The sequence below is a fragment of the Actinosynnema sp. NPDC050801 genome, from assembly GCF_040673975.1.
Classification (GTDB): domain Bacteria; phylum Actinomycetota; class Actinomycetes; order Mycobacteriales; family Pseudonocardiaceae; genus Actinosynnema.
Window position 1 is genome coordinate 418,274 of record NZ_JBFAQZ010000003.1, and the last position, 25,577, is coordinate 443,850.

Consider the following 25,577-nt stretch of genomic DNA (forward strand, 5'->3'; position numbering starts at 1 on the left):
CGGCAACCGCCCCCACGCGCGGGTGGCCGGAGCACGACGGCCCCCGCCCTCGCGATTCAACTACCGCTCGACTGGCTCCGCAGCACCGCGATCACCACATCGGTGTCGGCGCCCGACAGGTCGCGCACGACCCAGGTCCCCACCTCGCGGGAAACCGCCGTTCCGCCGCGAACCGGTCGGCCACCGCCTGGTCCCGTTCCGCCCGGCGCGCCGCTTCCGGTGAGCCGTGGTGACACCGCTCAGCGGGTGCCGACCACCTCCCTCAGGAACTTGAGCCCGTCCACGGCGAGCGCGTCCTGGGTCGGCGCGAGCGGGCGCCAGATGGACGCGGCGGTCGCGATGCTCGCGTTCTCGCCCGTGAACGACTCGATGCACAGCGGCCCGGTGTAGCCCGCCTCGGCGAGCGCGGCGGTGATGTCGGGCCAGTCGAGGTGGTCCGCACCCGGTGCGCCGCGGTCGTTGCCGCACACCTGGACGTGCGCGATCCGGCCCCCGGCGGACCGGATCGCGTCGCCGACGTGCTTCTCCTCGATGTTCTGGTGGTAGACGTCGACCCCGACGCCGCACCCGTCGACGGGCAGGCCGTCCAACGCCGCCAGCGTCTGCCCGATCGTGTTGAGCAGACTGGTCTCGTACCGGTTCAAGGGCTCCACCGCGACCCGCACGCCCGCCGCACGGGCGTGCTCGACCACCGGCGCCAGGTTGTCGCGCAACTCGGCGATCCGGTCACCCCGCTCCCGCTCCGACATGCGCCACGTCCGACCGACCGACGCGTACGCCGGACCCGCGATGACCGGCGAACCAACCTCCACCGCGATGTCCACAACCCGCCGCAGGTAATCCTGGGTGGTGCCGACGGTCGCGGACTCTGCCGCGACCAGCTCACGGCCTGGCGGCATCACCAGGCACACGGTCGCGGCGAGCCCGTGGTCCGCCAGCACCCGCGCGGCGTGCGCCGGGTCCCAGTCGTCGACCTCCTCCACCGGGAGTTCGAGCACGTCGAACCCCCACCCGGCCACCCGGGCGGCCAGCTCGGAGATCGTGGCGTCACGCAGCGGCGACGTCCAGACCCACGTGCTCACACCGATCGCGTGCACTGTTCCTCCGTCCGGAACGGGTTTGCGGGGTCACTTCCAGGGTGCGGGGTAACCGGCCATCGACTCGCACCCGCACATCGCGTAGTGCAGCGGCGGCATGTCCTGCTTCAGGAAGCTCTGGAGGTTGTCCTGGGTGACCTTGGGCTGGGGCAGCACCCACTCCTTCGGCACCTGCTGACCGTTGAGGATCTTCAGCGCGGCGATCACCGGGGTGCGCCACTGGTAGGTCGGGTAGGTCGGGGCGACCGCGGTCATCTTCTGCTCGGCCCACATCCGCAGGAAGTCCTGCTGGTCCTCGCCGACGAACGGCGGGATCGGCACGCCCGCGTCCTGGAACGCCTCGACCGCGGCCACGGCGGTCGCACCCGCGTCCATCCACACGCCGTCGATCTGCCCCTCGCGCTGGATGTAGTCGTTGACGATGGTCTTGGTCTTGGCCGCGTCACCGTCGGTGAACTCCACACCGACGACCTTGAGCTCGCTGCCGGCGAAGATCTCGTCGGCCGCCGCCCACCGCTGCTCCAGCACGTCCACACCGGGCAGGATGCGCAGGGCCAGCACCTTGCCGCCCGGCTTCACCTTCTCCTTCAGGAACTCCGCGCCGTCCGCGCCGAACGCGAACCCGCCGATCGGGTGGACGAACGTCACGGGACAGGTGGAGTTGACGCCCCGGTCGAACACGATCACCGGCACGTTCGTCCGGCACGCCGCCTCGATCGCGGGCGTCAACGTGGCGGTGGTGTTGGGCGAGACGACCAGCGCGCTGCACCCCTGCGACGCGAACGACTGGATGTCACTGATCTGCTTGTCGTCCTTGGCCTCCGCGTCCAGCACCGTGAACTTGGTGATCTCCGGGTGCAGCCTCACCTCCTCCTTCATCGTCTTGAACCCGACCTGCCGCCACGGGTTGTCGACCGAGGCGTTGGAGAAGCACAGGTGGTAATCGCCGCCCGGCTTGGCGAACCTCGCCGTGTCGACCAGCTCCGGGTCGAGCATCTGCTCCCACGGCTTGGCCGCCGGCCCCTCGGCGGCCGTCGACCGGAACTTCAACTGGCGCTCGTACTGCGCCTGGTCGAAGAACTCCGACTTCGCGCCGGCGTCCTTCGACGCGCCCGTCGTGCCGGGTGTGCCGGTGTCGGCGGGCAGGTCGCTGCTGCAGCCGGCCATGGCCAGCAGGCCCGCGACGGCCACGACGGACCACTTCCTGTTCATCGGTTCTCCTTGTGCGGCGGTGACTGGTGGCGAGCGGGCTCGGGTGTGCCCGCGCGGGGCCGGAACCTGAGCCGTGGGTTGACGCCGAGGGCGGCGTAGGCGACGGCGGCGATGATGATCACGCCCTGGACGGCGGACTCCAGCGCGCCGGAGACGCCGAGCAGGTTCAGCAGCGAGAAGAGGGCTTCGAGGGTCAGCGCACCGGCCGCCGAGGCGACGACGGAACCCCGTCCGCCGCCGAGCAGGACGCCACCGAGCACGACGGCGGTGATGGCGCGGAACTCCAGGCCGCCACCGACCTGTGCCGACACGCCCGCGAACCCGCCGAGCAGGATCGCGGCCAGCGCCGCGAGCAACCCGGACAGCACGAACGCCAGCACCTTCAGCCGGTCCACCCGCCCACCGGCCAGGCGCACCGCGTTCTCGTTGTCCCCCACCGCGACGAGCGTGCGGCCGGTGCCACTGCGCATGAACAGCACCGCGGCCACGAGGACGACCAGCAGGATCACCACCGACCACGGCAGGTGGCCGAGCACCGGCAGGTCGACGCCGCCGCGACCGAACACGCGGAACGACGGCGACAGCGCGCCGCGCGGCGCACCACCGGTCCACAGGAACACCGCGCCGTCGAGGATGAGCAGCATCCCCAGAGTCACGATGAACGACGGCACCAGCAGCTTGGTCGTGACCAGCCCGTTGACGAGGCCGACCAGCAGGCCGAAGCCGAGCAGCAGCACGATCACCCAGCCGGTCGCGGACTCCTGGCCGTCGATCAGGCGAGCCGCGATCACCACCTCGGCGGTGACCAGCGAGCCGACCGACAGGTCGAACCCGCCGGAGACGATGACGAAGTACTGGCCGATGGCCAGGAGCACCAGCGGCGCCGCGCGCTTGAGCAGCGCCAGGTACCCGGTCGGTTCGGCGTAGGCGGGGCCGGCGAAGGCCAGCGCCACCAGCAGCACGGCGAGCACCACCAGCACGGGCGCGGTGCCCTCCGCCAGACGGGGACGCCACGTGGTCGGCGCGCTCACGCGGACCTCCTGGGGAGCTTGCGGCGCGCGTAGAGCGCCACCGCGACGATGAGGACGATGCCGCGCACGACGTCCTTGAAGAACGGGTCGACCGCGAGGTCGTCGAAGACGGTGTCGAGGGTGGCCAGGATGAGGACGCCGCCGATCGTGCCGACGACGCCGCCGCGACCGCCCGCGAGGGCCGCGCCGCCCAGCACGACGGCCGCGATGGACTCCAGGTCGTACCCGGCGTCCGTGCCGACGTACGGCGCGCCGGACCCGAGCCTGCTGGCCAGGAACACCCCGGCGAGACCGGCGGCGACGGCGCACAGCACGTGGGCGATGACGATCGTGCGGCCGGTGCGCACACCCGACAAGCGCGCGACGTCGATGTCACCGCCGACCGCGTAGGTGTGGTAGCCGCTGCGCGTGCGCCTGAGGTACCACCACGCCGCCGCGGCGACGAGGAGCATGAGCAGGACACCGATCGGGACCGGGCCGATGCGGTCGAACCCGAGGTGCTGGAACGCCCGCGGCACGCTGCCCGCCGGTCCGGTGTAGTTGTCCTCCAGGTAGCCGCGCAGGATCAGCGCCACGCCGAGGGTCGCGATGAACGCGTTGACCTTGAGCACGGTCACGACCAGGCCGTTGACCAGGCCGACGACCGCGGCGACGCCGAGCGCCAGCAGCACGCCGGGCACCATCATCCCGTCGCTGCCCGCCATCGTCTCCGCCGCCACGAGCGAGCACAGCCCGACCAGGTAGGCCACCGACAGGTCCAGCGAACCGGTGATGATCACGATGGTCTGCCCGACCGCGACCAGCCCCAGCACGGTGCTGCGGGTCAGGATGTTGAGGATGCCGCCCTGGTCGAGCAGCACGCCGCCGTTCAGGCCGACCAGGACGCTGCCGACCACGAGCAGCGCCACCAGCGCCAGGTACACGGTCACGGTCGGTGTGAGGCTGAACTTCCGGACGCGGCCGCGGCGGGCCACGCCGCCCGCCGACTCGGTCTTCCCCTGTGCGACGCTCACGCCACTTCTCCCCTACCGTGCCCCGTGGCGAGGCCCATGACGGCTTCCTCACCGGCGCCCGCGGGCAGTTCGCCCGCGATCGCGCCCTCGTGGACGACCAGGATCCGATCGCTCATGCCGATCAGCTCGGGCAGTTCGGAGGAGACCATCAGGATCGCCACCCCGTTGCGGGCCAGGTCGCGCAGCAGCCGGTGCACCGCCTGCTTCGCGCCGACGTCGATGCCGCGCGTCGGCTCGTCCACGACCAGCACGCGCGGTCCCACGGCGAGCCACTTGGCCAGCACGACCTTCTGCTGGTTGCCGCCGGACAGGTAGCGCACCTCCTGGTGCTCGCCGCGCCCCACGACCGCGACGGACCTCAACAGCTCGCCGAGGTCGGACTTGCGGCGGCCGGGGCCGCCGGTCAGCGCCGCGCGGCGGACGAGCAGCGCGTTGTCCCGGATGGACTGCCGCAGCGCCAGCCCTTCGCCCTTGCGGTCCTCGGTGACGTACCCGATGCCCAGCCGCACGGCGGTACGCGGGTCGGTGATCCGCCGCACGACGCCGTCGACCTCCAGCGTGCCGGTGGTGAACGGCTCGACGCCCCAGATCGCCCGCGCGATCGCGGACCGCCCGGAGCCCTGCAACCCGGCGACACCGACGATCTCGCCCGCCCGCAGCTCGAACGTCACGCCGCGGACCCGGTCGTTGCCCGCGCCGCGCAGCGCCAGCCGCACCTCGCCGAGGTCTTCCGGGGCCGCGCGGTCGGGGTAGAGCGCGTCGAGGGACCGCCCGACCATGTGGCGCACGAGCTGGTCGGAGCTCAGCTCGGTGGTGAGCGCGCAGGTGACGAACGCGCCGTCCTTGAGCACGGTGATCCGCTTGCCGAGGTCGAACACCTCGCGCATCCGGTGCGAGACGTAGAGGATCGCGATGCCCCTGGTGCGCAACCGGTCGACGAGGTCGTACAGCAACTCCACCTCGTGGTCGGCCAACGCGGCGGTCGGCTCGTCCATCGCCAGCACCTTGGCGTCGGTGGACAGCGCCTTGACGATCTCCACGACCTGCTTCTGCGCGACCGACAACCGGTTGACCGTCTCCGCCGGGTCGACCCCGTCCTCGCCGAGCCAGTCCAGCAGCCCCTTGGTGTCCGCCTCCATCTTCCGGCGGTCCACCTGCCCCCGGCGGACCGGCTCACGGCCGAGGTAGACGTTCTCCGCGACGGTGCGGTGCTCCAGCAGGTTGAACTCCTGGTGGATGATCGCGATACCCGCTTGCTGGGCGTCGCGCGGCGTGGCGAACACGACCGGCTCGCCGTTGACCTCCACCTGGCCGGAATCGGGCCGGTGCACGCCCGCGAGGACCTTCAGCAGCGTCGACTTGCCCGCGCCGTTCTCACCCATGAGCGCGTGCACCTCGCCCGCGCGCAGCTCCAGGTCGACACCGCGCAGCACCGGCACACCCAGGAAGCTCTTGGTGATCCCGGTGAGCCGGACGACGACGTCACCATTGGCGGTCACCGGTCAACCCCGGTCTGATGGTCGACTCCGCCGACGGTGATCTGATCGTCGACTCCGCCGACGGTGATCCGATCATCGACTCCCCCGATGGTGACCCACGCACCACCGGACGCGGCGGACGACAACACGGCGTCGGTGATCCGGACCGCGCGCAGGCCGTCGGCGAACGTCGGCAGGCCGTCCGGGCTGCCCTCGCCGCGCACGGCCCGGTAGGTGTCGGCGACGAAGGCGTCGAAGCAGTCCTGGTAGCCCTGCGCGTGCCCGGCGGGCAACCGCGCGTACGCGGCCGCCGAGGGCGACAGGGTCGACGGGTCGCGCAGGAGCACCTGGCTGCCCTCCCGCTTGCCGACCCACAGCCGCTCGGGGTCCTCCTGGTCGAACGCGAAGCTGGATTCGGTGCCGGAGACCTCGACGTGCAGCCGGTTCTTGCGGCCCGCGGCGACCTGCGAGATGACCAGCGTGCCCAGGACCCCGGACGCGGTGGTGAACTGCACGGCGGCGACGTCCTCGGTCGGCACGGCGGCGGCCCGCGCCCGTTGCTGCACGGTCGCCGTCCGGGCGGACAACCGGTGGATCCGGTCCCCCGTGACGAACTCGAACAGGTCGCACCAGTGCGAGCCGATGTCGGCGAACGCGCGCGAGGGACCGCCGAGCGCCGGGTCGACCCGCCAGTCGTCGTCCTCCGGGCGGGACAGCCAGTCCTGGAGGTAGCCGCCGGTGACCGTGGAGACGACGCCCGCCTCGCCGGCGGCCAGCCTCGCGCGCATCTCGCGGACCATCGGGTGGAACCGGTAGACGAACGGCACCGCGGCCACCCGACCGGCGGCCGTTGCCGCGTCGGCCGCCGCGGTGGCGTCCGCGACACCGGTGGCCAGCGGCTTCTCGCAGATCACGTGCGCACCCGCGGCCAGCGCGGCCCGCACCGCCTCGGCGTGCCGGACGTTGGGCGTGCACACGTGCACCACGTCGGCCCCGGACTCGGCGAGCAGCGAGGCCAGGTCGGGGTAACCGCGTTCCGCGCCGACGGCCCTCGCGGCGTCGTCCGCACCGTCCGCGGTGCTCGCCACCGCGGCGACGACCGAGGCGCCCGCACGCCGTGCCGCCTCCGCGTGCACACGGCCCATGAACCCAGTGCCCACCACGGCGATCCGCAGTGTCCGAGGCTCGACACGACTACTTTCGGCCGTTTGAGTTAGGTGGGTCACAGTCATGCGGCGAACCGTAAGGGGGCTAATGGCGGATGTCAATCAAAAGTCAGGCAGGTTTCGCCGAACTGCGACAGATGGTCCCGTTCTCTGGTTCAATCACAGGGTGAAAGAAGACGCCCCCTACGTCGGAGCCGCGTCCGCCGGAGAGCTGTTGCGCCTGCTCCGCGACGGCGTGCCGCGCACCCGGACAGAGCTGACCTCGGTGACCGGCCTGGCCCGGTCGACCGTGCGGGCCAGGCTGGACGCGCTGCTCGACGCGGGTCTGGTCAGCGAAGGGGGCAGCGAGGCGTCGACCGGCGGCCGACCGGCAGGCCGGTTCGTGTTCAACGCGCGGGCCAGGGTCGTCCTCGCCGCCGAGGTCGGCGCCACCCACGCCACCGTGGCGGTCACGGACCTGACCAGCTCACCGCTCGCCGTGCGGCGCATCGACCAGGACATCGCCGACGGCCCGGACGTGGTCCTGCCGGTGCTGGTCAAGACGTGGAGGTCGTTGCTCGCCGAAGCCGGACTCGACTCGGTGCGGGTCGCCGGAGCGGGCATCGGCCTGCCCGGCCCGGTCGAGCACTCGACCGGACGACCGAACAACCCACCGATCATGCCGGGGTGGGACGGCTACGACGTGCCCGGGCGCATCGGCGGTGAACTCGGCGTCCCGGTTCTGGTGGACAACGAGGTGAACCTGATGGCCCTGGGCGAGCACACGAAGTGCTTCCCGGAGGCCGACCACGTCATCGTGGTGAAGGTGGCCACCGGCATAGGTTCCGGCTTCATCAGCAACGGCGAACTGCACCGCGGCGTCGTGGGCGCGGCGGGCGACCTCGGCCACATCCTCGCCCCGAACGCCGGCGACATGCCGTGCCGCTGCGGCAACACCGGCTGCCTCGAAGCGGTCGCCAGCGGGTCCGCGATCGCCGCCGCGTTGCGCGCCAAGGGGATCGAGGCGCACACCAGCGCCGACGTCGTCGCACTGGTGCGGGCGGGCAACCTCGAAGCGGGCCAGCTCGTGCGGCAGGCGGGTCGCACGATCGGCGAGGTCCTCGCCGCGTGCGTGAGCATGTTCAACCCGTCGTTGATCGTCGTGGGCGGCACGCTCGCGCTGGCCGGCGAGATGCTGCTGGCCGGGGTGCGCGAGGCGATCTACCGACGTTCGCTGCCGCTGGCCACGGAGAACCTGCGCATCGTCCCGTCCCAGGTCGGTGACGACGCCGGTGTGCTGGGTGCGGCGGCGATGGTGGTGCAGCACGTGCTGTCACCGTCCATAGTGGATCGCCAACTCGCCTGACGGCCGGGCACGCCCCCCGAACTCCGTCCGCCCGACCGACAGGAGGTGCGTTGTGCCACCCGGAACCGACGCGCGAGCCCGGCCGGTGCGCGAGGTCGTGGCGTGGAGTCGCGGCATGGTGCAACCGGCCCTGCGTGCCGCCGTCGACGGGTTGCCCGTCTCGGTGCGCCGCGTCGCCGGCTACCACCTGGGGTGGTGGGACGAGCACGGCAACCCGACCGACGGGGCCGGCGGCAAGGCCATCCGCCCGGTGCTGGCCCAGCTGGCGGCCGAGGCCGTCGGCGGCACGGCGACCTCCGCCGTGCCGGCCGCCGCGGCGGTGGAACTGGTGCACAACTTCACGCTGCTGCACGACGACGTGCTCGACGGGGACCTGACCCGACGGCACCGGCCGGCCGCGTGGCACGTCTTCGGCGTCCAGGACGCCATCCTGACCGGGGACGCGATGCTGGCGCTGGCCTTCGACGTGCTCGCCGCCGGCGGGCACCCGAGCGCCCTGGCCGGCGTGCGCCTGCTGAACGCCACGGTGCTCGGCCTGGTCGAGGGTGAACAAGCCGATCTCGCGTTCGAGGGCAGGCACGACGTCGGGCCGGCCGAGTGCGTGGCGATGGTGGAGCGCAAGACCGGCGGCCTCCTGGCCTGCGCCTGCGCCCTCGGCGCGATGTTCGCCGGCGCCGGGCCCGCCGAGGTCGCCGGACTGCGCGACTTCGGCCTGTGCCTGGGGGTGGCGTTCCAGCACGTGGACGACCTGCTGGGGATCTGGGGCGACTCGGCGGTGACCGGCAAGCCGGTGCACGGGGACCTGCGCGCCCGCAAGAAGTCCCTGCCCGTGGTCGCCGCGCTGACCTCGGACACACCGGCGGGACGGGAACTCGCCGCGCTGTACGAGGGGGACGGGCACGCGGTGGCCGCCGACCCGGCCCGCGCGGCCCGTCTCGTCGAGGAGGCCGGCGGGCGCGCGTGGAGTGGGCAGCAGGCGGAACTGCTGCTCGCCCGGGCGTTGCACCGGCTCGACTCGATCGGGCCCGCACCGCGTGCGGCGGCGGAACTGGCCGAGCTCGCCCGGGCGATAGTGCACCGCGACCACTGAACGCGCGCAGCGACGGGTCGTCCGGCCCCTGTGCCCGCTCCGCCACCCCCGCACACCCGGGTGGTGTGGACGCGGAACCGTCCACCACCCCCGACGGGATGGCGGACGGTTCTTCCGGAAGCGTCAGATCCGGGTCATCGTCGAGGTGTACCCGCCGCCGCCCGGGTAGACCCAGTCGCCGGTGACGGCGGTGCCGTCGGCGTTGAACGTGCCCTCGTAGTACGCCGGACTCCCCTTCGCACCGGCCCAGATGACCAGCCTGTCGCCGGTGAGCTCGTAGACGTAGTCGAAGGTGTTGCCGACCGCGTCGTAGAACCTCGACATCACGTCGGCGCCGACCGGCTCGCCGAAGGGCCGCAGGTTGCCGATCACCTCCAGTCCGGTGACCGGTTGGCCGAACTGGCTGAGCTCGACGTGCTGGAGCAGGAAGAACCCGCCGGGCATCCACTCGTAGCGCACGGTCCCCTCGGCACCGCCGGTCACCGACCAGGTGCCGACCAGGCGGTCCAGGGCCCGCAGTTCCGGGCTCGGGTGGTGGTTCTCGGACATCTCGTCCTCCTTGGTGAGTGCTTGCCGGTACCTCGGAGGCGGTCGACGCTTCTCGACACCCCACGCCATGTGACTCAGGTCGCTTTCACTCGGTGTCGAGATGCCCGGTCCGGCCACGAGGTAGCGACAACGACCCCGTCGAAGGAGAAGTCATGACCGCTCTCGCCGTCTCCACCGCCCACGGTTCGTCCGACTGCCTGCTGCGAGCCGGAGCACTGGCCGGGCCGGTGTTCCTCGCCTCCGCGGGCGTCCAGGTGCTCACCCGCGAGGGCTTCGACATCACCCGGCACCCGATCAGCCAACTCTCCACCGGCGGCCTGGGTTGGCTCCAGATCACCACGTTCGTGCTCGCCGGCCTCGGTGCGCTGGCACTGGCCGTCGGCGTCGGGCGCGCGCCGGCGGAAGGGCTCGGTCGGCGTGCGCTGCCGATCCTGATCGGGGTGTTCGGGGTCGGGCTGGTCGCGGCCGGCGTGTTCACCATGGATCCGGAACACGGCTTCCCGGTGGGCACCCCCGACGGCCCGGTGGCCCGGATGTCCTGGCACGGCGTCGCGCACTCGGTCGCGGCGGCCGTCGCGTTCACCGCACTGGCCATCGCCGCTGTCGTGCTCACCGTCCGTCACGCCCGCCGCCGGGCCGTGCTGCCCGCGGTGCTGAACGGCTTGGTCGCGCTCGTGCTGCTGATGCCCGTGTCACCGGATCACATGAGCGTCCACATCGCGGTGAACGGCCTGGTCGCGTTCACCTGGACGACCGTCCTCGCCCTGACCCTGCGACGCTCCGCCTGACCTGCGTACCGTGCCCGCACACACCGGAGGAGAGAACCGATCGTGAAGTACCTGCTGCTGGGTTACACCCCCGCCACCGCGTGGCAGGCCGCGACCGCCGACACACCGTCGGACGAGGCGCTGGCCGCGTTCGCCGCGTACCAGGACTTCGAGCGGGAACTGGTCGAGAGCGGCGAGTTCGTCGGCAGCGAGGGCCTCGGCCACCCCGCGGTCAGCACCACGGTCCGCAGGACCCCGAACGGCGTGGTCGCGACCGACGGGCCGTTCGCCGAGCTCAAGGAAGTCCTGGCCAGCTTCGCGGTGATCGACGTGGTCGGCCACGAACGAGCGGTCGAGATCGCCTCGCGCATCGTCGAGGTGCTGGGTGAGCCGATCGAGGTCCGGCCGATCATGGGCGAGGACTTCACGGCCTGACCACCCGAACCGGCGGGACGGCGGAACCCGGACCAGGAGCGCACATGACGGACGGAACCGGCGCGACCGCGGATGTCGAACACCTGCTGCGCGCGGAGGCGCCGCAGGTGCTCGGCGCGCTGGTGCGACGCTTCGGTCGGTTCGACGTCGCCGAGGACGCGGTGCAGGAGGCACTGCTGGCCGCGAGCCGGGCGTGGCCGGTCGACGGCGTGCCGGAGAACCCGCGCAGCTGGCTGATCCGGATCGGGTACCGGCGGATGGTCGACCTGCTCCGCTCCGACCAGGCTCGGCGCAGGCGCGAGCAGGAGGCCGGGCTGGCCGAACTGGCCATGGGGGAACCGTCCCGGCAGGCACTCCCGCCGGCGTACACCGACGACAGCCTCACCCTGCTCCTGCTCTGCTGCCACCCCGCGCTGAGCACCACCTCGCAGGTAGCGCTCACGCTCCGGGCCGTCGGTGGCCTGACGACCGCTGAGATCGCGCACGCCCACGGCACCTCGGAGAGCACGATGGGCACGCGGATCAGCCGCGCCAAACAGCAACTGGCTCGCGCGGGCGCCCGTTTCACCCCACCCACCGCCGACGACCGGGACAGCCGTGTCGCGGCGGTCACGCAGGTGCTCTACCTGATCTTCAACGAGGGGTACACGGCCTCCGCCGGCGACCGGCTCGTCCGGGTCGACCTCACCCGCGAAGCGATCCGGCTCACCCGCATGCTCCACGACTCGCTGCCCGACGACGCCGAGGTGACCGGCCTGCTCGCGCTGATGCTGCTCACCGAGTCCCGCCGCGCCGCCCGCACCGGCAACGACCAGCTGATGCCACTGGACGAACAGGACCGGACGCGGTGGGACACCGACCTGATCCGCGAGGGCACCGACCTGATCGACCGCGTCTGGCCCAGGCGCGAGATCGGCCCGTACCAGTTGCAGGCGGCCATCGCGGCCGTGCACGCCGCGGCCACGTCACCGGAGCTGACGGACTGGCCGCAGATCGCCGCGCTGTACCTGTGGCTCGAACAACTCGCCCCGACGGGCCCCGTCCGCCTGAGCCGCGTGGTGGCGGTGGCCCGCGCGTACGGGCCCGATCGGGCGCTCGGACTGCTGAACGACCTGAACGGCCGCCACCACCTGGACCGGGACCCACTGACCCGGCAACGGGAGCGCGCGGTCCACGCCCACCTCCTCGACCTGACCGGCGACCGGACCGGCGCGGCAACCCTGTACCGCGAAGCGGCGACCTTGACCGACAACCAGGTCGAACAGCGATACCTGCTCGGCAAGGCACGCGGTCTCGACTGACCTCGGCCCGCCCCGAAGCCGGACGGGCCGGCCCACGCGCGGTCGACGACCCGCGGAACCTCGTGCCGGCGCGAAAAACCCTCCTGCTGAGAGCTGATCCGCCCACAGCAGCACGACCGGCGAACCGCGCCGAGGGGTCGGCATTGTCGGGGCATGACCGACAACGAGAAGCGGCCGCTGTTCGACCACCGGCTCCGCGAACGGTTCCTCAGCCAACGGGTGCTGGTCCTCGACGGCGTGCTCGACGACGACAACGGGACGGTGCTCGCCACCCAGCTGCTCGCCCTGGCCGGTGAGGACCCGACGAGGGACGTCGCGCTGTGGATCCACTCGCCGGGCGGCTCGGTGCCCGCGATGCTGGCCATCCGCGACGTGATGCGGCTCGTGCCGTGCGACGTGGCGACGCTCGCGCTGGGGCTGGCGTGCAGCGCGGGGCAGTTCCTGCTGTCCGCGGGTACGCCGGGCAAGCGCTTCGCCCTGCCCCACGCCCGCATCCTGATGCACCAGGGCTCGGCGGGGATCGGCGGGTCGGCGGTCGAGGTGCAGGTGCAGGCGGATGACCTGCGCCACACCCGCGACACCGTGCTCGGGATCATCGCGCAGGACACCGGTCAGCCGGTCGACCGGATCTTCACCGACTCCCTGCACGACCGCTGGTTCACCACCGAGCAGGCACGCGAGTACGGCTTCATCGACCACGTCGTCGACAGCCTCGACCAGGTCGTGCCCGTGCGCACCCACGAACTGGGGCTCGGTTCGCCGACGGGAGCCCGCGCATGAGCACCTACACGATCCCCAACGTCATCACCCGCAGCACCAGCGGCGAGCGGATCATGGACGTCTACTCGCACCTGCTGTCCGAGCGGATCGTCTACCTGGGCACCGCGATCGACTCCGGGGTGGCCAACGCGCTCATCGCCCAGCTGCTGCACCTGGAGGCGGACAGCCCGGACCGCGAGATCAACCTGTACATCAACAGCGAGGGCGGCGACCCGTCCGCGATGCTCGCGCTGTACGACACCATGCGCTACATCAAGGCGCCGGTGGCGACGACGTGCGTCGGCCAGGCGGTCGCGGCCGGCGCGGTGCTGCTGGCCGCGGGTCAGGCCGGGCACCGCTACGTGCTGCCGCACACCAGGGTGGTGCTGCACCAGCCGGCGGCGCAGGGCCGCGGCACCATCCCCGACCTCATCCTCCAGGCCGACGAGGTCGTGCGCGTGCGCACCCAGCTGGAGGAGATCCTCTCGCTGCACACCGGTCGCGCGGTCGCACAGCTGCGGCACGACACCGACCGGGACCGCGTGTTCGACGCGGCGAGCGCGGTCGGCTACGGGCTCGCGGACCACGTCCTCGAACACCGGACCTGAGACCCCTCAGGCGGCCATGAGCACGGGTCCCGCGGTGCCGCGCCCGACCGCGGGACCCGTGCCGCGCAGTCGACGGACGTCGCCGGCGATCCCGGCGAGCAGGTCGGCCAGGTCGACGCCGAGCGCACCGGTGACCGCGGCGATCATCTCGCTGGAGGGCTCCTTGCGGCCGCGTTCGATCTCCGACAGGTACTGCGGCGAGACACCGGCCCGCTCCGCGACGTCGACCAACCGGCTGCCCCGCTCCTCCCTGGCCGCCCGCAGGCTCCGGCCCAGCACCACGCGCCACAACGGCTCCGGCCCGCGTTCCGGCGTGCGGGCGCGCTTCCGGTCCAGGGGGTGGATGTCCGCCATACCGCCATCCTCGCCGATGCCGGGCATCCGGGACCGCGGTTCCACTCCCGGCGAAACACCTCGCCCACCGGGTCGGTCGGATCGCCGTGGTCACGTGGCGGCACCTCGGCCACGCGGCGGCGTGGGGGTGGGATCACCCGCACGCCGCCGCGACGGCCGAGGTCAACTGCCGGTCAGCGAGGGCCGCGACCCCGACACCCGCCGGTCCTCAGTTGGAGACCGTCCAGGTGAACGTGGTCTGCCCGGGCGAGCCCGCACCGTCGCTGGCGAACGCGGTGACGGTGTAGGTGCCGGAGGTGGTCGGGGTACCCGAGATCACGCCGGTGCTCGCCGCGATGCCCAGGCCGGGGGGCAGCCCGGTGGCCGAGTAGGTCAGCGCGTCGTCGTTGCCGTCCCACGCCTGGATCGCCAGGCTCGCCGCCTGGTTCCGGACCGCGTACCGCGCTCCCGGGTTGGCGACCCGTTCCGGGAACTCGGCTCCGGCGAGGTAGTTGTCGATGGCGGTGCGCAGGTTCGGCAGCGGGCCGATCTCCTGGGTGCCGTTCTGCGCGGTGCCGGTGGCGATCAGGATCTCGCGCGCCTGCGCGGGCGACAGCGTCTGGCCGTTCGCCTCGGCCACGCTGAGCAGTGACGCCAGCGCGGACGCCACGATCGGCGACGCGCTCGACGTGCCGTTGAAGCCCCCGGTGTACTTGTCGTTCGCGCCCGTGCCGTGCAGCGCGCCGTAACCGGTGGTGGTGACGCACTCCCCCCAGCCCTGGAGGTCGACGCGGCTGCCGTAGTTGGAGAAGCTCAGCTTGGTCCGCGGCGTGCCGGTGCAGCCCGGCGCGGAGCCGGCGCCGACGATGATCGCGCCGGAGTCGGGCTTGTCGGCCGGGAACCGGGAGCCGAAGCACGGGTCGTCGAGGTTCTGGTTGCCGTTGCCGCCGGCCTCCACGACGTGCCGCCCGGACTGGACCACGGTGACGATCGCGTCGTACACCGAGTCCCACACCTCCATCGGCGCGTGGTTGCCGCAGTGCACGACCTGCTGCTCGATGATCAGCACGTCACCGACGTTCACGCCCGCGGCCGCGGTGAGCAGCGCGTTGGCCAGGTCGTAGCCGTACTCCGCGCTGACGACGTTGGTGTAGTGCAGCCCTGCCTCGGGGACCAGGCCGGTCACGCCGAACCCGTTGTCGTCGGCGCCGACCACACCGGTGACGGCCGTGCCGTGCTCGATGCTGGTCGGGGTGAAGTTCGGCGTGTGGTTGGGGATGAGCGCGCCGGGCAACCGCAGCTTGGACAGGTCCTCGTGCTGGGGGTTCCAGTTCCGCTCCAGGTCGACGACCTTGACGTTGGCGCCCTTGCCTCCCGTGATGGTGCGCGCGTAGTCGGCGTCGATTCCGCTGCTGCTCGCCGGGTCCGAGTAGCCCTGCTGCCCGGAGAAGTCCGGTGTGACCGGGTCGCTGCCCTCCGTCCGCTGGTAGGCGATCTCGACGCCGGGCAGCGCGGTCAGCTCCTGCGCCGCGGCCTTGGCGTCCACGCCGGGGGCGAGCTGGATGCGGTGCCACCGCGCCAGTCCCGGCGACGACTGGGCGCCCATCGGCCGCAGCGTGGCCAGTCGGGCGTCGAGCCGGGCGAACAACGGCGTCATCCTGGTGATCTCACGGTCGCTCAACGCGTGCCGCACGGCGGCGACGTCGGCACCTGCCGACAGCTTCACCTCGATCACGGCACCCGGTCCCGCCGCGGCGGCGGCGGGACCGGGCAGCGCCGCGGCTCCAGCGCCCGCCATGAGCACGGCGGCCAACAACGACAACGGTTTCTTCCGCACAGAGACACCCCTTCGTCACAGGACTACTGGCGAGGGTTTGCGGCACGGTCGAGGACTCGCGCTGACGCGCGCGAAATTCCCCGTGCACCAGCGATGCACGGAGAAAGCTTCGTGGACAGCCCCCAGTGATGCCCCCAGTGCCTTCCACTTCAGCGCACTCGGGCGTCGATGTCCAGCGTCAGCGATCAAATACGCCGTTCAGCCGACCGCCGGCCGGCCCCGGCACGTCCCTGGGGTTCGGGCGTCGGCCTCGTCGCACGGGACGCGGTCGCGGTCGGGCGGTGTCATTCGTCCCCGGCGCCGGGGCCTTCCAGCAGTCGGCGTTCCGCGTCCCCGGCCAGCAGCAGGTAGGCGCTCGCGGTCCAGGTGTAGGCGCGGTCGCGCAGGCCTTGGCCGGTGAGCGCGTCGAAGTTCTCGGCGAAGCCGGACTTCTCGCACACGGCGCGGAAGCTCGCGCTGACCTCGTCGGCGAGCGCCACCGCCCCTCCGCGGCGCAGGCCGTCCTCGATCAGCACGGTCGACGGCGCCCACACCGGACCGCGCCAGTAGCCGTCGGCCTCGTACCACGGCGAGTCGGGCAGCTCGGTGGCCAGGCCGACCGGGGTCAGGTGGGCGGCCACGGCGGCGGCGACCTCGGCGTGCACGTCGGCGGGCAGCTCGGCGCCGAGGACGACGGGCACCAGGTCGAGCAGGCTCGCCGTGGTGCGGGGTGTGCCGTCGAGCGGACGGCTGGTGAACCTGGCGCCGTTCCACAGCCGGTCGAGCATCCCGGCGAGCATGGTGTCGGCTTCACGCGTCCAGCGCGCCGCGGCGGCCGGGTCGCCGATCTCGCCCGCCAGGCGCGCCAGTTCCCGCAGCTGCACGACGAGGAACGCGGCGAGGTCGGCGGTCTGCACGAGCCCCTGCTCGCGGAACACGGTGGAGTTGTCCCAGCCGCTGTCGTTGCCGTGCTCGTAGTGCGGGAAGAGTTCTCCCGGGACGCGGCGGTGGTCGAGCCAGAACGTCGTCCACGCGGCCAGCTGCCGGTACAGGCGCGGCAGCTCGGCGGACGGCAATCCGCCGGGCAGGCGCTCGCGCAGCCGGCTCACCGCCCAGCCGTGGATCGGCGGCTTGACGAAGTTGTGCAGCACCTCGGCGTGGGTGATCGAGTCGGGCAGGGCGCCCTCCTCGGTCTGGTGGTCGAACACCACCTGCAACTGGTCCCAGGCCAGCTCCGGCGCTCCGGCCGCCAGCGCCACCGCGTTGAAGCAGTGGTCCCAGCTCCACACCTTGTCCATCCAGTGCTTGGACATCAGCACCGCCGGTCGCTTGACGAAGCCCGCCGGCGCCACGGTGGCCGACCACAGCACGTAGCAGGCCAGTTCGGCGGCCGGCGTGCGGTCGCCGCGCCACGGCGCGACCGCGTCGGTGAACCGCTCGAACGACCGCCGGGCCGCCGCCACCACCTCGGTGAACGTCGCGTCGGAGGAGAACGCCGCGCGCGCCGTCGTCAACTCCTCCAGCACGAGTTCCCACTCACCACCGCCCTCGCCGATCACGACCGCCCGGTCCGCCGTGCCCAGCGCGGTCGCGCCCACCACGTCGAACCGTCCGGAAAGGACGGTCACGCGGTAGCGGTGCCCGGTCTCGTAGGACGTGAACACGTACGACGAGGTGACCCGGTCGTGGAAGAAGTAGGTTCCGGTGAACGGCGTCAAGGTCCGGTCCGCGGCCGCGATGCGCATGCCCAGGCCGTGACCGCTGATCCGCAACGCGGAGGGTGACTCGAAGGCCGCCCCGGCCCTCCCCCGCCCCGCCGTCCACGTCAACGACGCCGGATCGGCCGTCACGTCGACCGGACCGTCGACGGCCAGGGGCACCAGCGACAGCACCGCGTGCATCCCGTTGCGGTGCGACACCAGGTGCAGGTCGTCGGCGTACGTGGCGAGCGCGGTGACCGGGGAGATCCCGAACCACGCCCCCGGGTGGCTGAACGGGATCTCCCGCACCGAGAAGTCGTCCACAGGCTTCCCCTTCAGTTCTTGACGGCGCCCGCCGTGACGCCCGCGGCGACGAACCGCTGGGCCAGCACGAGCAGCACGGTGGCGGGTACGGACGCGACGACGGCCGTGGCCATGATCGCGTTCCACTCCTGGTTGTTGTTGCCGATGTAGCGGTAGATGCCGAGCGTCAGGGGTTTCAGCGCGCCACCGCTGTCCAGGGTGGTGGCGAACAGGAAGTCCGACCAGGCCCACAGGAACGCGAACAGCCCGGCGGTGACGAGCCCGTTGCGGCTCGCGGGCAGCACGACGGACCAGAACACGCGGAACGCGCCCGCGCCGTCGATCCGCGCCGCCTGCACGACCTCGTCCGGCACGGCCGCCATGAACGAGGTGAGGATGAGCACGGCGAACGGCACCGCGATCGTGGAGTCGGCGAGGACCAGGCCCCACACCGTGTTGGTGATGCCCAGGCGCACGAACATCCCGTAGAGGCCCAGCGCCATGACGATGCCGGGGATCATCTGCGCGACCAGCAGCACGAACAGCAGCGTCCCGCGACCGCGCGGGCGCAGCTTCGCCAGCGAGTACGCGGCGGGCGCGGCCAGCGCCAACGTCAGCACGACGGTGCCCACCCCGACCAGCAGGCTGGTGCCGAAGTACGGCAGCTGCTCGTCGAGCACCCGCGCGTACCCGTCGAACGTCGGCGTCACGGGGAACAGGTCCGGCGGCGACTTGCGCATCCGGCTCGCCGGGGTGAGCGAGACGTTGACCATCCAGTAGACCGGGAACAGCATCACGCCGGTGAGCAGCAGGCCCACCGCGGTCCGCCACCACGAGCGCGTCACGCCGCCTCCTGTTCGCGCTGCACGCGCACGTACACCAGACCCGCCACCAGGGCGATCAGGATGAGCACGTTGCCCACCGCGGCGCTCGGCCCGAAGCGGGGCAGCGCGTTGCCGAAGCCGAGCTCGTAGGACCAGGTGGCGAGGGTGGTCGACGACCCGCTCGGCCCGCCGCGGGTCATGATCCAGATGATGTCGAACACCTTGAGCGTGTAGACCAGGCCCAGCAGCAGCGTGACCGTCGAGACCGCCCGCAGCAGGGGGAAGGTGATGTGCCGGAACGACTGCCACGAGTTCGCGCCGTCCAGCGCGGACGCCTCGTACACCGCGGCCGGGATGTTGCGCAGGCCGCTGTAGAGCACGACGAGGTTGAACGGGATGCCGATCCAGATGTTGGCGATGGTCACCGACACCAGCGACCAGTCCGGCGACGTCAGCCAGTGCACGCCGTCGACACCGGCGAAGCCGAGGACCGCGTTGACCACGCCGGCCTCGCTGTTGAGCATCCACGCCCACGTCGAGGCCGACACGATCAGCGGCAGGAGCCACGGCACGAGGAACAGTGCCCGCAGGGTCGCGGACAGCCGGAAGCTCCGGGAGAAGAACACCGCCATCGCGAGCCCGATGCCGTACTGGAACACCAGCGACACGACCGTGAAGAGCACCGTGTTGAGCAGCGCGGTCCGGAAGGTGGGATCGGCGAACACGGTGAGGTAGTTCGCCAGTCCCGTCAGCGGTGCGCCGCCGCGCACGAACGACCGGACGGTGTAGTCGCGGATGCTCAGGTCGATGGTCGTCACCAGCGGGTAGGCGTAGCAGAGCAGCAGGTAGGCCACGACCGGGCTGAGGAACGCCCAGCCGACGAGGTGCTTGCGCATCCGACCGCGTGCCCTACTTCGCCGCGGCCGCGGCGGCTTGGGCTTCCTTCAACGCGTCCGCCGGCGCCTTCGAGCCGGTGAGCGCCGCCTGCACCGCGGTCCACAGCGGCTGGGAGATCCTCGGGTAGCGGGTGCCGAGGTTGTCGCCGGTGCGCCCCTTGGCCGACTTCACCGCCTCCACCCACACCGCCAGCTCCGGGTTGGCGGAGACCTGCTGCTCCTGCACCGACGCGACGGCGGAGACGTAGGTCAGGGCCGTGTCGGTGGCCAGCACGGTGTCCGGGCCGGTGAGGCAGTTGGCGATCTTCGCCGCGGTCTCCTCCGCGCCCTTGTCGTCCTGGATCGGCACGGTGACGAACTCGCCGCCGGTCGGGGCGGGCGCGACACCGCCGGTGCGGGACGGGATCGGGATGACGCCGTACTCGAACCCGGCCTTGCCCAGCTGCCACGTGCCGTTCTCGGCGAAGGCGTACTCGCCGGTGGCGAACTCCTGCCAGCTGGTGGTCTGGGTGTTGCCGATGACCGAGTTCGGCGCGTGCCCCTTGTCCACCCAGGACTTCCACAGCTCCACTGCGGCCACGGCCTGCGTCGAGGACAGGTCGGTGAGCTGCGCGCCCGCGCCCCAGAACCACGGCAGGAACTGGAACGTGCCCTCCTCGGTGCCGATCGCGGAGAACGTGATGCCCTTCTTGCCCGCCGCGACGACCTTCGCCAGCGCCGCGTCCAGCGAGGCCCAGTCGTCGATCGAGGCCGGGTCGACGCCGGCGGCCGTCAGGACCGCCTTGTTGTAGTAGAGCGCCAGGGTGTTCGCCCCGATCGGCACGCCGTAGGTCTTCCCGTCCGACTCGGCCGCCGCCATGAGGTTCGGTGACGCCTTGGAGGCGTCCAGGCCGGTGTCCTGGTTGGCCTTCAGCACGCCCGCCTCGGCGAGCGTGGACACCACGGGGTTGTCCACCACCAGGACGTTGGGAGCGACGCCCTGCTGGGCGGCGAGCAGCACCTTGTTGGTCAGGTCGGACGTGTCGTACGCCTGGCGCTCGACCTTGACGCCGGCCTTCGCGCCGCAGTCCTCGATCACCTTCGCCCACTGCGAGGTGCCGTCGAACTGCGGGTACGGGTCCCAGACGGCGAACGTGCCGCCCGCGCCGGTGTCGCCGGAGCTCCCGGGGGACGAGGAGCAGGCGGACAGGGCCAATCCCGCCGCGACCAGGGCGACGGCGAACCGCTGGGTGATCGGTGAGGGGCTCATGGGGGTGGTCCTTCCTGGCGGCGGCGTCGACGACCCGTCAGACCTGCGGGTCGAACCGGTTCGACCCCTGGGAGTCCGGTCAACCTAACGGCCCGCACGAACCCGTGCAATACCTCGTTGGCCTATCATCGACACCAGTCGAACCGGTTGAACGGAGTGCGCATGAACATCGGGGAGATCGCCAAGCGGGCGGGTGTCTCGCGCAGCACGGTGTCCTACGCGCTGAGCGGGAAGCGGCCGGTGTCCACGGCGACCGCCCGGCGGATCAACGAGGTCATCGACGAGCTGGGCTTCCGGCCCAACGCCAGCGCCCGCGCGCTCGCCGAGGGGCGGACCCGCACGTTGAGCCTGGTGATACCGCCCGCCAGCAGCCGGCTCACCGACGCGCAACTCGGCTTCGTGGCCAGCGTCGTGGAGGTCGCCGCCACGCACGACCTCGACGTGCTGCTGTCGCCCAGCGGCGGCGACCACGACCGGTCGTTCGAGCGGATCGTCACCGGTCGCCGGGTCGACGGCGTGATCCTGATGGAGATCCTGCTGGACGACCCGCGGGTGGCGCGCCTGGAGCAGGCCGGGCTGCCGTTCGTGACCATCGGCCACGTCGAGCACCCCGGCGCGTCGTGGTGGGTCGACGTCGACTACGCGGCGCTGATCCGGCGTTGCGTGCACCACCTCGCCGACCTCGGGCACCGGGACGTGGTGCTGATCAACCGGTCCGACGAGCTGGTGGCCGCGGGCTACGGACCCGCCCTGCGGTCGTCGGCCGGCTTCCTTGAGGCGGCGGATGCGCGGGGGCTGACCGCCCGCACGGTGTGCTGCGCCGACGAGCCCGCGGCCGGGTTGGCGTGCTTCGAGGACATCCGGGGCCGCTGGCCCGAGGTGACCGCGGTGGTGACGATCAACGAGGCCGCGCTCCCCGGCCTCCAGCAGGCCCTGCACCGGGCGCGCCTCGACGTGCCGCGCGACTTCTCGATCACCGGCGTCATCGCGAGCCGCCTCGCCGAGGGCTTCCACCCCCAGCTGACCGCGGCCGACGTGCCCGCCGAGGAGATGGCCCGACTGGCGGTGGACCTGCTGATCGAGCGGATCGCCGACCCCGCCGCGGCACCCCGCAACGCCCTGCTCGAACCGGCCATCTCGTTGCGGTCGAGCACCGGGGCCCGCCGCTAGGCCCTTTCGCGCGACCGGTTCCCGGCCCATCCCGACGTCGGTCGAGCTCTGCGCGCACTCGATTCCGCGCCGAGGAGCCGCGCAATTTCGTGGAGCAAGTCATGGAGCGTCCACGACTCCCCATGGAGCAGCAGACATGGGCCGAGCGAGTGAATTCGCGAAGTCTTTCGAATCGAGAGCGAAAGCTTTCCACCTGCGACATCGGTCGCCGATCTTGATCGACCGGGCTATTCCGAACCTTGCCCTCGTCGACTCGCCCCTTCTAACTTCCGCATCGGGCGGGAGCGACTCGGAGGGACGACGATGATCCAGTGGAGAGGGTCGGCCGCGAGCCGGGGCGCACCCGCGATCGTCGCCCTGCTGGTCCTGGCGGCGTTGCTGCCCGTGGTCGTGATGGCCGCCCGCGCACCGGCCGCGGCCGCCGCCGAGGGCGACTACGTCTCGTTCACCCCGGTGGACGGCGGCTTCACGCTCGCCGCGAACGGCAGGGCGGCGCCGCTGTTCGTCGGCGGCGGCGACTTCCCCGGCGTGGTGCGGGTGGTGAACGACCTGCGTGACGACGTGCAGCGGGTCACCGGTGCGCGGCCGACCGTCTCCACGGGCACACCGACGTCCGGCGAGGTGGTGTTGATCGGCACCCTCGGCCGCAGCCCGCTGATCGACGGCCTGGTGTCCACCGGGAAGCTGGACGTCACCCGGATCCGGGGCAAGTGGGAGACCTCGCTGCAACAGGTGGTCGAGAACCCCGTGGCGGGCGTCGCCCGGGCGTTGGTCATCGCGGGCAGCGACCAGCGCGGCACGATCTTCGGCGCCTACGACGTCTCCCGCCGGATCGGGGTCTCGCCGTGGCACTACTTCGACGACGTGCCTGCGCGCAAGCACAGCGCGCTGTACGTGCGGCCGGGCAGCCACACCCAGGGCACGCCCGCGGTGAAGTACCGGGGCGTGTTCATCAACGACGAGAACCCCTCGACCGGCCGGTGGGCCCCGGCGACGTTCGGTCCGGGTCTGGCGCCCGGTCACCCCGCCGGGCTGAACCGCCTGTACTACGAGAAGGTCTTCGAGGCCATGCTGCGGCTCAAGGCCAACTACCTGTGGCCCGCGGTGTGGGGCAGGGCGTTCGCCGAGGACGATCCGCAGAACCACGCCACCGCGACCAGGTACGGCGTGGTGATGGGCTCGTCGCACGAGGCGCCGATGATGCGCGGCATCGAGGAGTGGAAGCGCAACCCCACCCGTTACGGCGGCAACGGCGAGTGGAGCTTCCTGCGCAACGCCACCACCGTGCAGGACTACTGGGCCGACGGCATCAAGCGCATGGAGCGGGAGGAGTTCGAGGGCGTCGTGACGTTGGGCATGCGCGGCGAGGGCGACACCAGCCTGCCCGACGGTGACGGCGTCGAACTGATGCGGGACATCATCGCGAGCCAACGCCGGATCCTGGACCGGGAGAGCAGCACGGCGCTCGACCGGATCCCGCAGGTCTTCACGCTCTACAAGGAGGTCCAGCGCTACTGGGACCGCGGCCTGCGCCCGCCCGACGACGTCACGGTGGTGTTCGCCGACGACAACTGGGGCAACATGCGCAAGGTCCCCGACCCCGCGCTCGCACCTCGGGCGGGCGGCTACGGCCTGTACTACCACTTCGACTACGTCGGTGGCGGCCGCAACTACAAGTGGGTCGACACGATCAACCTGGCCAACACCCGCGAACAGCTCGACCTCTCGTACCGCAGCGGTGTCGACCGGCTCTGGGTGGTCAACGTCGGCGACCTGAAGAACGAGGAGGCGCCCACCCAGTTCTTCCTCGACTACGCCTGGAACCCCGACGCGATCCCGGCCGACGGCATCGGGGACTGGACCCGGCGGTACGCCGCCCAGAACTTCGGCGAGCAGGCCGCACCCGCGATCGCCGACGTGCTGCACACCTACGGACAGCTCCAGGCGCGCCGCAAGCCGGAGGCCACCAACCGGCGCTACACCCGCGCCGCCACCGGCGCGATCACCACCGACGACGCGATGACCCCGTACAGCATCGAGAACTACGGCGAGCTCGACCGGGTCACCGCCGAGTGGCAGGCGCTCGCCACGAAGGCAGAGGCGGTGGGACAGGGCCTGCCGGCGGCCGACCGGGACGCCTACCACCAACTCGTGCTCTACGCGGCCAAGGCCACCGCCAACCTGTACGCCCTGCGCAGGGCGCAGTTCCTCAACCGCTGGTACGCGTCGCAGGGGCGGGCCGCCACCAACGACCTGGCCGCGACGGCCGAGGCAAGGCTGGCCGACGACGTGGCCATGTCGAACCACTACAACACCACCCTCGCCGGCGGGAAGTGGGCCGGCTGGCAGACCCAGACCAAGATCGGGTACGGCGACAAGGCGCGCTACGGCAACAACGCCAGTTGGCAGGAACCACCGGCGCCCGACCAGATCTACCCGGCGCTGCAACGCATCACCGTGCCGGCCGCGGCGCAGCTGGGCGTGGCGATCGACGGCTCGCTGAACTGGTGGCCCAACGCCACCGACCAACCGGTCCTGCCCGAGTTCAGCCCCTACCAGACCCAGCCGGCCCAGCACATCGAGGTGTTCAACCGGGGCGCCGGGCCGTTCACCTACCGGATCACGCCCTCGGTGCCGTGGCTGACCGCGACGCCCGCCGCCGGCACCGTGACCAAGCAGGTCCGCGCCACCCTGCGGGTCGACTGGTCCCGGGCGCCGGCCGGGAGGACGACGGTGCCGATCACCGTCACCGGCGCCGGGCGCACCGTCACCGTGCAGGCCGTGGTGAACAAGCCCGCCGCCGTGCCGGTGAGCGGTTTCGTGGAGGCAGGCGGTTACGTCTCCATCGAGGCCGACCACTACACCAAGGCCGTGGACGGCAACGGCATCACGTGGCGACGCCTCGCCGACATCGGCCGCACCGGCTCCGGCATGCAGCCCGGCCCGGTCACCGCGCCCGACCAGACCCCGGGCGGTGCCGGCGCCCGCCTGGAGTACGAGGTCGACCTCACCACGACCGGCCCGGTCACCGTCTGGGCCTACCTGTCGCCGCGCAACAACGTGCGTCCGGGTGACGGCACCGAGTACGCGGTGTCGATCGACGACCAGGCGCCCAAGACGGTCAACATCACGACCGCGACCGCCAGCGACGACACGGCGATGAACAAGGGCTGGGAGATGAACACGCTCGACGCGGTCAACCGCACCTCCAGCACGTTCACGGTCTCCTCGCCCGGCGTCCACACGGTGAAGTTCTGGGCCGTCGACCCGACCGTCGTGGTGCAGAAGCTCGTGGTCGACACCGGTGGCCTGAGGTACAGCTACCTCGGCCCGCCGGAGAGCCACCGGGCTTCCTCGAACAACCCGACCAGCACCACCACGACGACCACGACGACCACGACCACGACGACGAGTGGTCCGACCGGGTGCACCGCC

21 protein-coding genes and 1 pseudogene are annotated in these 25,577 nt (G+C 71.8%); 9 read left to right on the plus strand and 13 right to left on the minus strand.

Annotated features, from left to right (window positions below; all coding sequences use genetic code 11):
* Positions 1-239 precede the first annotated feature (239 nt).
* Genes AB0K14_RS09875 through AB0K14_RS09900 form a run of 6 tightly spaced genes read right to left on the minus strand, consistent with a single transcriptional unit; the run spans position 240 to position 7,063 of the window.
* Positions 240-1,082: a sugar phosphate isomerase/epimerase gene (locus AB0K14_RS09875; protein ID WP_364337812.1), complete on the minus strand. Its 843-nt coding sequence runs from the start codon at positions 1,080-1,082 to the stop codon at positions 240-242.
* Between the two features lie 45 nt (positions 1,083-1,127).
* Complete coding sequence (locus tag AB0K14_RS09880) at positions 1,128-2,309, minus strand: ABC transporter substrate-binding protein (protein WP_364337814.1); 1,182 nt, start codon at positions 2,307-2,309, stop codon at positions 1,128-1,130.
* Positions 2,306-3,340, minus strand: a complete 1,035-nt coding sequence (locus AB0K14_RS09885) for an ABC transporter permease (protein WP_360466282.1) — start codon at positions 3,338-3,340, stop codon at positions 2,306-2,308. Before AB0K14_RS09885 ends, AB0K14_RS09880 begins: the two co-directional genes overlap by 4 nt.
* Positions 3,337-4,314 carry an ABC transporter permease gene (locus AB0K14_RS09890; RefSeq protein WP_360466285.1) on the minus strand — a complete coding sequence of 326 codons (978 nt, stop codon included), beginning with the start codon at positions 4,312-4,314 and terminating at the stop codon, positions 3,337-3,339. The genes AB0K14_RS09885 and AB0K14_RS09890 overlap by 4 nt, the downstream gene beginning before the upstream one ends.
* A 35-nt stretch (positions 4,315-4,349) precedes the next feature.
* Positions 4,350-5,852: a sugar ABC transporter ATP-binding protein gene (locus AB0K14_RS09895; protein ID WP_360466279.1), complete on the minus strand. Its 1,503-nt coding sequence runs from the start codon at positions 5,850-5,852 to the stop codon at positions 4,350-4,352.
* Positions 5,849-7,063: a Gfo/Idh/MocA family oxidoreductase gene (locus tag AB0K14_RS09900; protein WP_360466276.1), complete on the minus strand. Its 1,215-nt coding sequence runs from the start codon at positions 7,061-7,063 to the stop codon at positions 5,849-5,851. Before AB0K14_RS09900 ends, AB0K14_RS09895 begins: the two co-directional genes overlap by 4 nt.
* Before the next feature lie 100 nt (positions 7,064-7,163).
* Here AB0K14_RS09900 and AB0K14_RS09905 point away from each other — a divergent pair, with 100 nt between their 5' ends.
* Both AB0K14_RS09905 and AB0K14_RS09910 read left to right on the plus strand, forming a co-directional pair.
* Positions 7,164-8,342 (plus strand): ROK family transcriptional regulator, encoded by a 1,179-nt coding sequence (locus tag AB0K14_RS09905; protein WP_360466273.1) that lies wholly within the window; start codon positions 7,164-7,166, stop codon positions 8,340-8,342.
* 52 nt (positions 8,343-8,394) lie between these two features.
* Positions 8,395-9,432, plus strand: a complete 1,038-nt coding sequence (locus AB0K14_RS09910; RefSeq protein WP_360466270.1) for a family 2 encapsulin nanocompartment cargo protein polyprenyl transferase — start codon at positions 8,395-8,397, stop codon at positions 9,430-9,432.
* Between the two features lie 123 nt (positions 9,433-9,555).
* Here AB0K14_RS09910 and AB0K14_RS09915 read toward each other — a convergent pair whose 3' ends face one another.
* Entirely contained in the window at positions 9,556-9,981 is a 426-nt protein-coding gene (locus AB0K14_RS09915; RefSeq protein WP_360466267.1) for a hypothetical protein, read from the minus strand.
* A gap of 152 nt (positions 9,982-10,133) precedes the next feature.
* On the opposite strand from AB0K14_RS09915, the gene AB0K14_RS09920 reads away from it, so the two are divergent.
* From AB0K14_RS09920 to AB0K14_RS09940, 5 genes are all read left to right on the plus strand, one after another.
* The gene (locus AB0K14_RS09920) at positions 10,134-10,769 is read left to right on the plus strand and encodes a DUF998 domain-containing protein (RefSeq protein WP_360466264.1); all 636 of its coding nucleotides are present in this window, start codon (positions 10,134-10,136) and stop codon (positions 10,767-10,769) included.
* A 42-nt stretch (positions 10,770-10,811) separates the two neighbouring features.
* A complete protein-coding gene (locus AB0K14_RS09925) occupies positions 10,812-11,183 on the plus strand; it encodes a YciI family protein (protein WP_360466261.1) in 372 nt (123 codons plus the stop codon).
* A 44-nt stretch (positions 11,184-11,227) separates the two neighbouring features.
* Positions 11,228-12,484 (plus strand): sigma-70 family RNA polymerase sigma factor, encoded by a 1,257-nt coding sequence (locus tag AB0K14_RS09930; RefSeq protein ID WP_360466258.1) that lies wholly within the window; start codon positions 11,228-11,230, stop codon positions 12,482-12,484.
* 153 nt (positions 12,485-12,637) lie between these two features.
* The gene (locus AB0K14_RS09935) at positions 12,638-13,264 is read left to right on the plus strand and encodes an ATP-dependent Clp protease proteolytic subunit (protein ID WP_360466255.1); all 627 of its coding nucleotides are present in this window, start codon (positions 12,638-12,640) and stop codon (positions 13,262-13,264) included.
* On the plus strand, positions 13,261-13,851 hold the full coding sequence (locus tag AB0K14_RS09940; protein WP_360466252.1) for an ATP-dependent Clp protease proteolytic subunit: 591 nt from the start codon (positions 13,261-13,263) through the stop codon (positions 13,849-13,851). Before AB0K14_RS09935 ends, AB0K14_RS09940 begins: the two co-directional genes overlap by 4 nt.
* 6 nt (positions 13,852-13,857) lie before the next feature.
* On the opposite strand, the gene AB0K14_RS09945 is transcribed toward AB0K14_RS09940, so the two are convergent.
* From AB0K14_RS09945 to AB0K14_RS09970, 6 genes are all read right to left on the minus strand, one after another.
* A complete protein-coding gene (locus AB0K14_RS09945; RefSeq protein ID WP_360466249.1) occupies positions 13,858-14,205 on the minus strand; it encodes a helix-turn-helix transcriptional regulator in 348 nt (115 codons plus the stop codon).
* A 208-nt stretch (positions 14,206-14,413) separates the two neighbouring features.
* A complete protein-coding gene (locus AB0K14_RS09950) occupies positions 14,414-16,021 on the minus strand; it encodes a S8 family serine peptidase (RefSeq protein ID WP_360463679.1) in 1,608 nt (535 codons plus the stop codon).
* Between the two features lie 284 nt (positions 16,022-16,305).
* Positions 16,306-18,024, minus strand: coding sequence for a trehalase family glycosidase (locus AB0K14_RS09955; protein WP_360463682.1), 1,719 nt, complete (start codon positions 18,022-18,024; stop codon positions 16,306-16,308).
* A gap of 11 nt (positions 18,025-18,035) precedes the next feature.
* The gene (locus tag AB0K14_RS09960) at positions 18,036-18,797 is read right to left on the minus strand and encodes a carbohydrate ABC transporter permease (RefSeq protein WP_360463745.1); all 762 of its coding nucleotides are present in this window, start codon (positions 18,795-18,797) and stop codon (positions 18,036-18,038) included.
* Between the two features lie 47 nt (positions 18,798-18,844).
* Positions 18,845-19,723 carry a sugar ABC transporter permease gene (locus AB0K14_RS09965; RefSeq protein ID WP_360463685.1) on the minus strand — a complete coding sequence of 293 codons (879 nt, stop codon included), beginning with the start codon at positions 19,721-19,723 and terminating at the stop codon, positions 18,845-18,847.
* A 13-nt stretch (positions 19,724-19,736) separates the two neighbouring features.
* A complete protein-coding gene (locus tag AB0K14_RS09970) occupies positions 19,737-20,972 on the minus strand; it encodes an extracellular solute-binding protein (RefSeq protein WP_360463688.1) in 1,236 nt (411 codons plus the stop codon).
* A gap of 162 nt (positions 20,973-21,134) precedes the next feature.
* Here AB0K14_RS09970 and AB0K14_RS09975 point away from each other — a divergent pair, with 162 nt between their 5' ends.
* Both AB0K14_RS09975 and AB0K14_RS09980 read left to right on the plus strand, forming a co-directional pair.
* The gene (locus AB0K14_RS09975) at positions 21,135-22,142 is read left to right on the plus strand and encodes a LacI family DNA-binding transcriptional regulator (RefSeq protein ID WP_360463691.1); all 1,008 of its coding nucleotides are present in this window, start codon (positions 21,135-21,137) and stop codon (positions 22,140-22,142) included.
* A gap of 393 nt (positions 22,143-22,535) precedes the next feature.
* Positions 22,536-25,469, plus strand: a pseudogene (locus tag AB0K14_RS09980) (glycosyl hydrolase 115 family protein); the annotation flags it as partial.
* Positions 25,470-25,577 lie beyond the last annotated feature (108 nt).

Excerpts from the sequence above, each read along its gene's own strand:
- AB0K14_RS09880 (WP_364337814.1), bottom strand. The coding sequence starts at position 2,309 with ATGAACAGGAAGTGGTCCGTCGTGGCCGTCGCGGGCCTGCTGGCCATG.
- AB0K14_RS09900 (WP_360466276.1), bottom strand. The coding sequence starts at position 7,063 with ATGACTGTGACCCACCTAACTCAAACGGCCGAAAGTAGTCGTGTCGAG.
- AB0K14_RS09915 (WP_360466267.1), bottom strand. The coding sequence starts at position 9,981 with ATGTCCGAGAACCACCACCCGAGCCCGGAACTGCGGGCCCTGGACCGC.
- AB0K14_RS09920 (WP_360466264.1), top strand. The coding sequence starts at position 10,134 with ATGACCGCTCTCGCCGTCTCCACCGCCCACGGTTCGTCCGACTGCCTG.
- AB0K14_RS09930 (WP_360466258.1), top strand. The coding sequence starts at position 11,228 with ATGACGGACGGAACCGGCGCGACCGCGGATGTCGAACACCTGCTGCGC.
- AB0K14_RS09935 (WP_360466255.1), top strand. The coding sequence starts at position 12,638 with ATGACCGACAACGAGAAGCGGCCGCTGTTCGACCACCGGCTCCGCGAA.
- AB0K14_RS09940 (WP_360466252.1), top strand. The coding sequence starts at position 13,261 with ATGAGCACCTACACGATCCCCAACGTCATCACCCGCAGCACCAGCGGC.
- AB0K14_RS09945 (WP_360466249.1), bottom strand. The coding sequence starts at position 14,205 with ATGGCGGACATCCACCCCCTGGACCGGAAGCGCGCCCGCACGCCGGAA.
- AB0K14_RS09960 (WP_360463745.1), bottom strand. The coding sequence starts at position 18,797 with ATGCTGTTCCCGGTCTACTGGATGGTCAACGTCTCGCTCACCCCGGCG.
- AB0K14_RS09965 (WP_360463685.1), bottom strand. The coding sequence starts at position 19,723 with ATGCGCAAGCACCTCGTCGGCTGGGCGTTCCTCAGCCCGGTCGTGGCC.
- AB0K14_RS09970 (WP_360463688.1), bottom strand. The coding sequence starts at position 20,972 with ATGAGCCCCTCACCGATCACCCAGCGGTTCGCCGTCGCCCTGGTCGCG.
- AB0K14_RS09975 (WP_360463691.1), top strand. The coding sequence starts at position 21,135 with ATGAACATCGGGGAGATCGCCAAGCGGGCGGGTGTCTCGCGCAGCACG.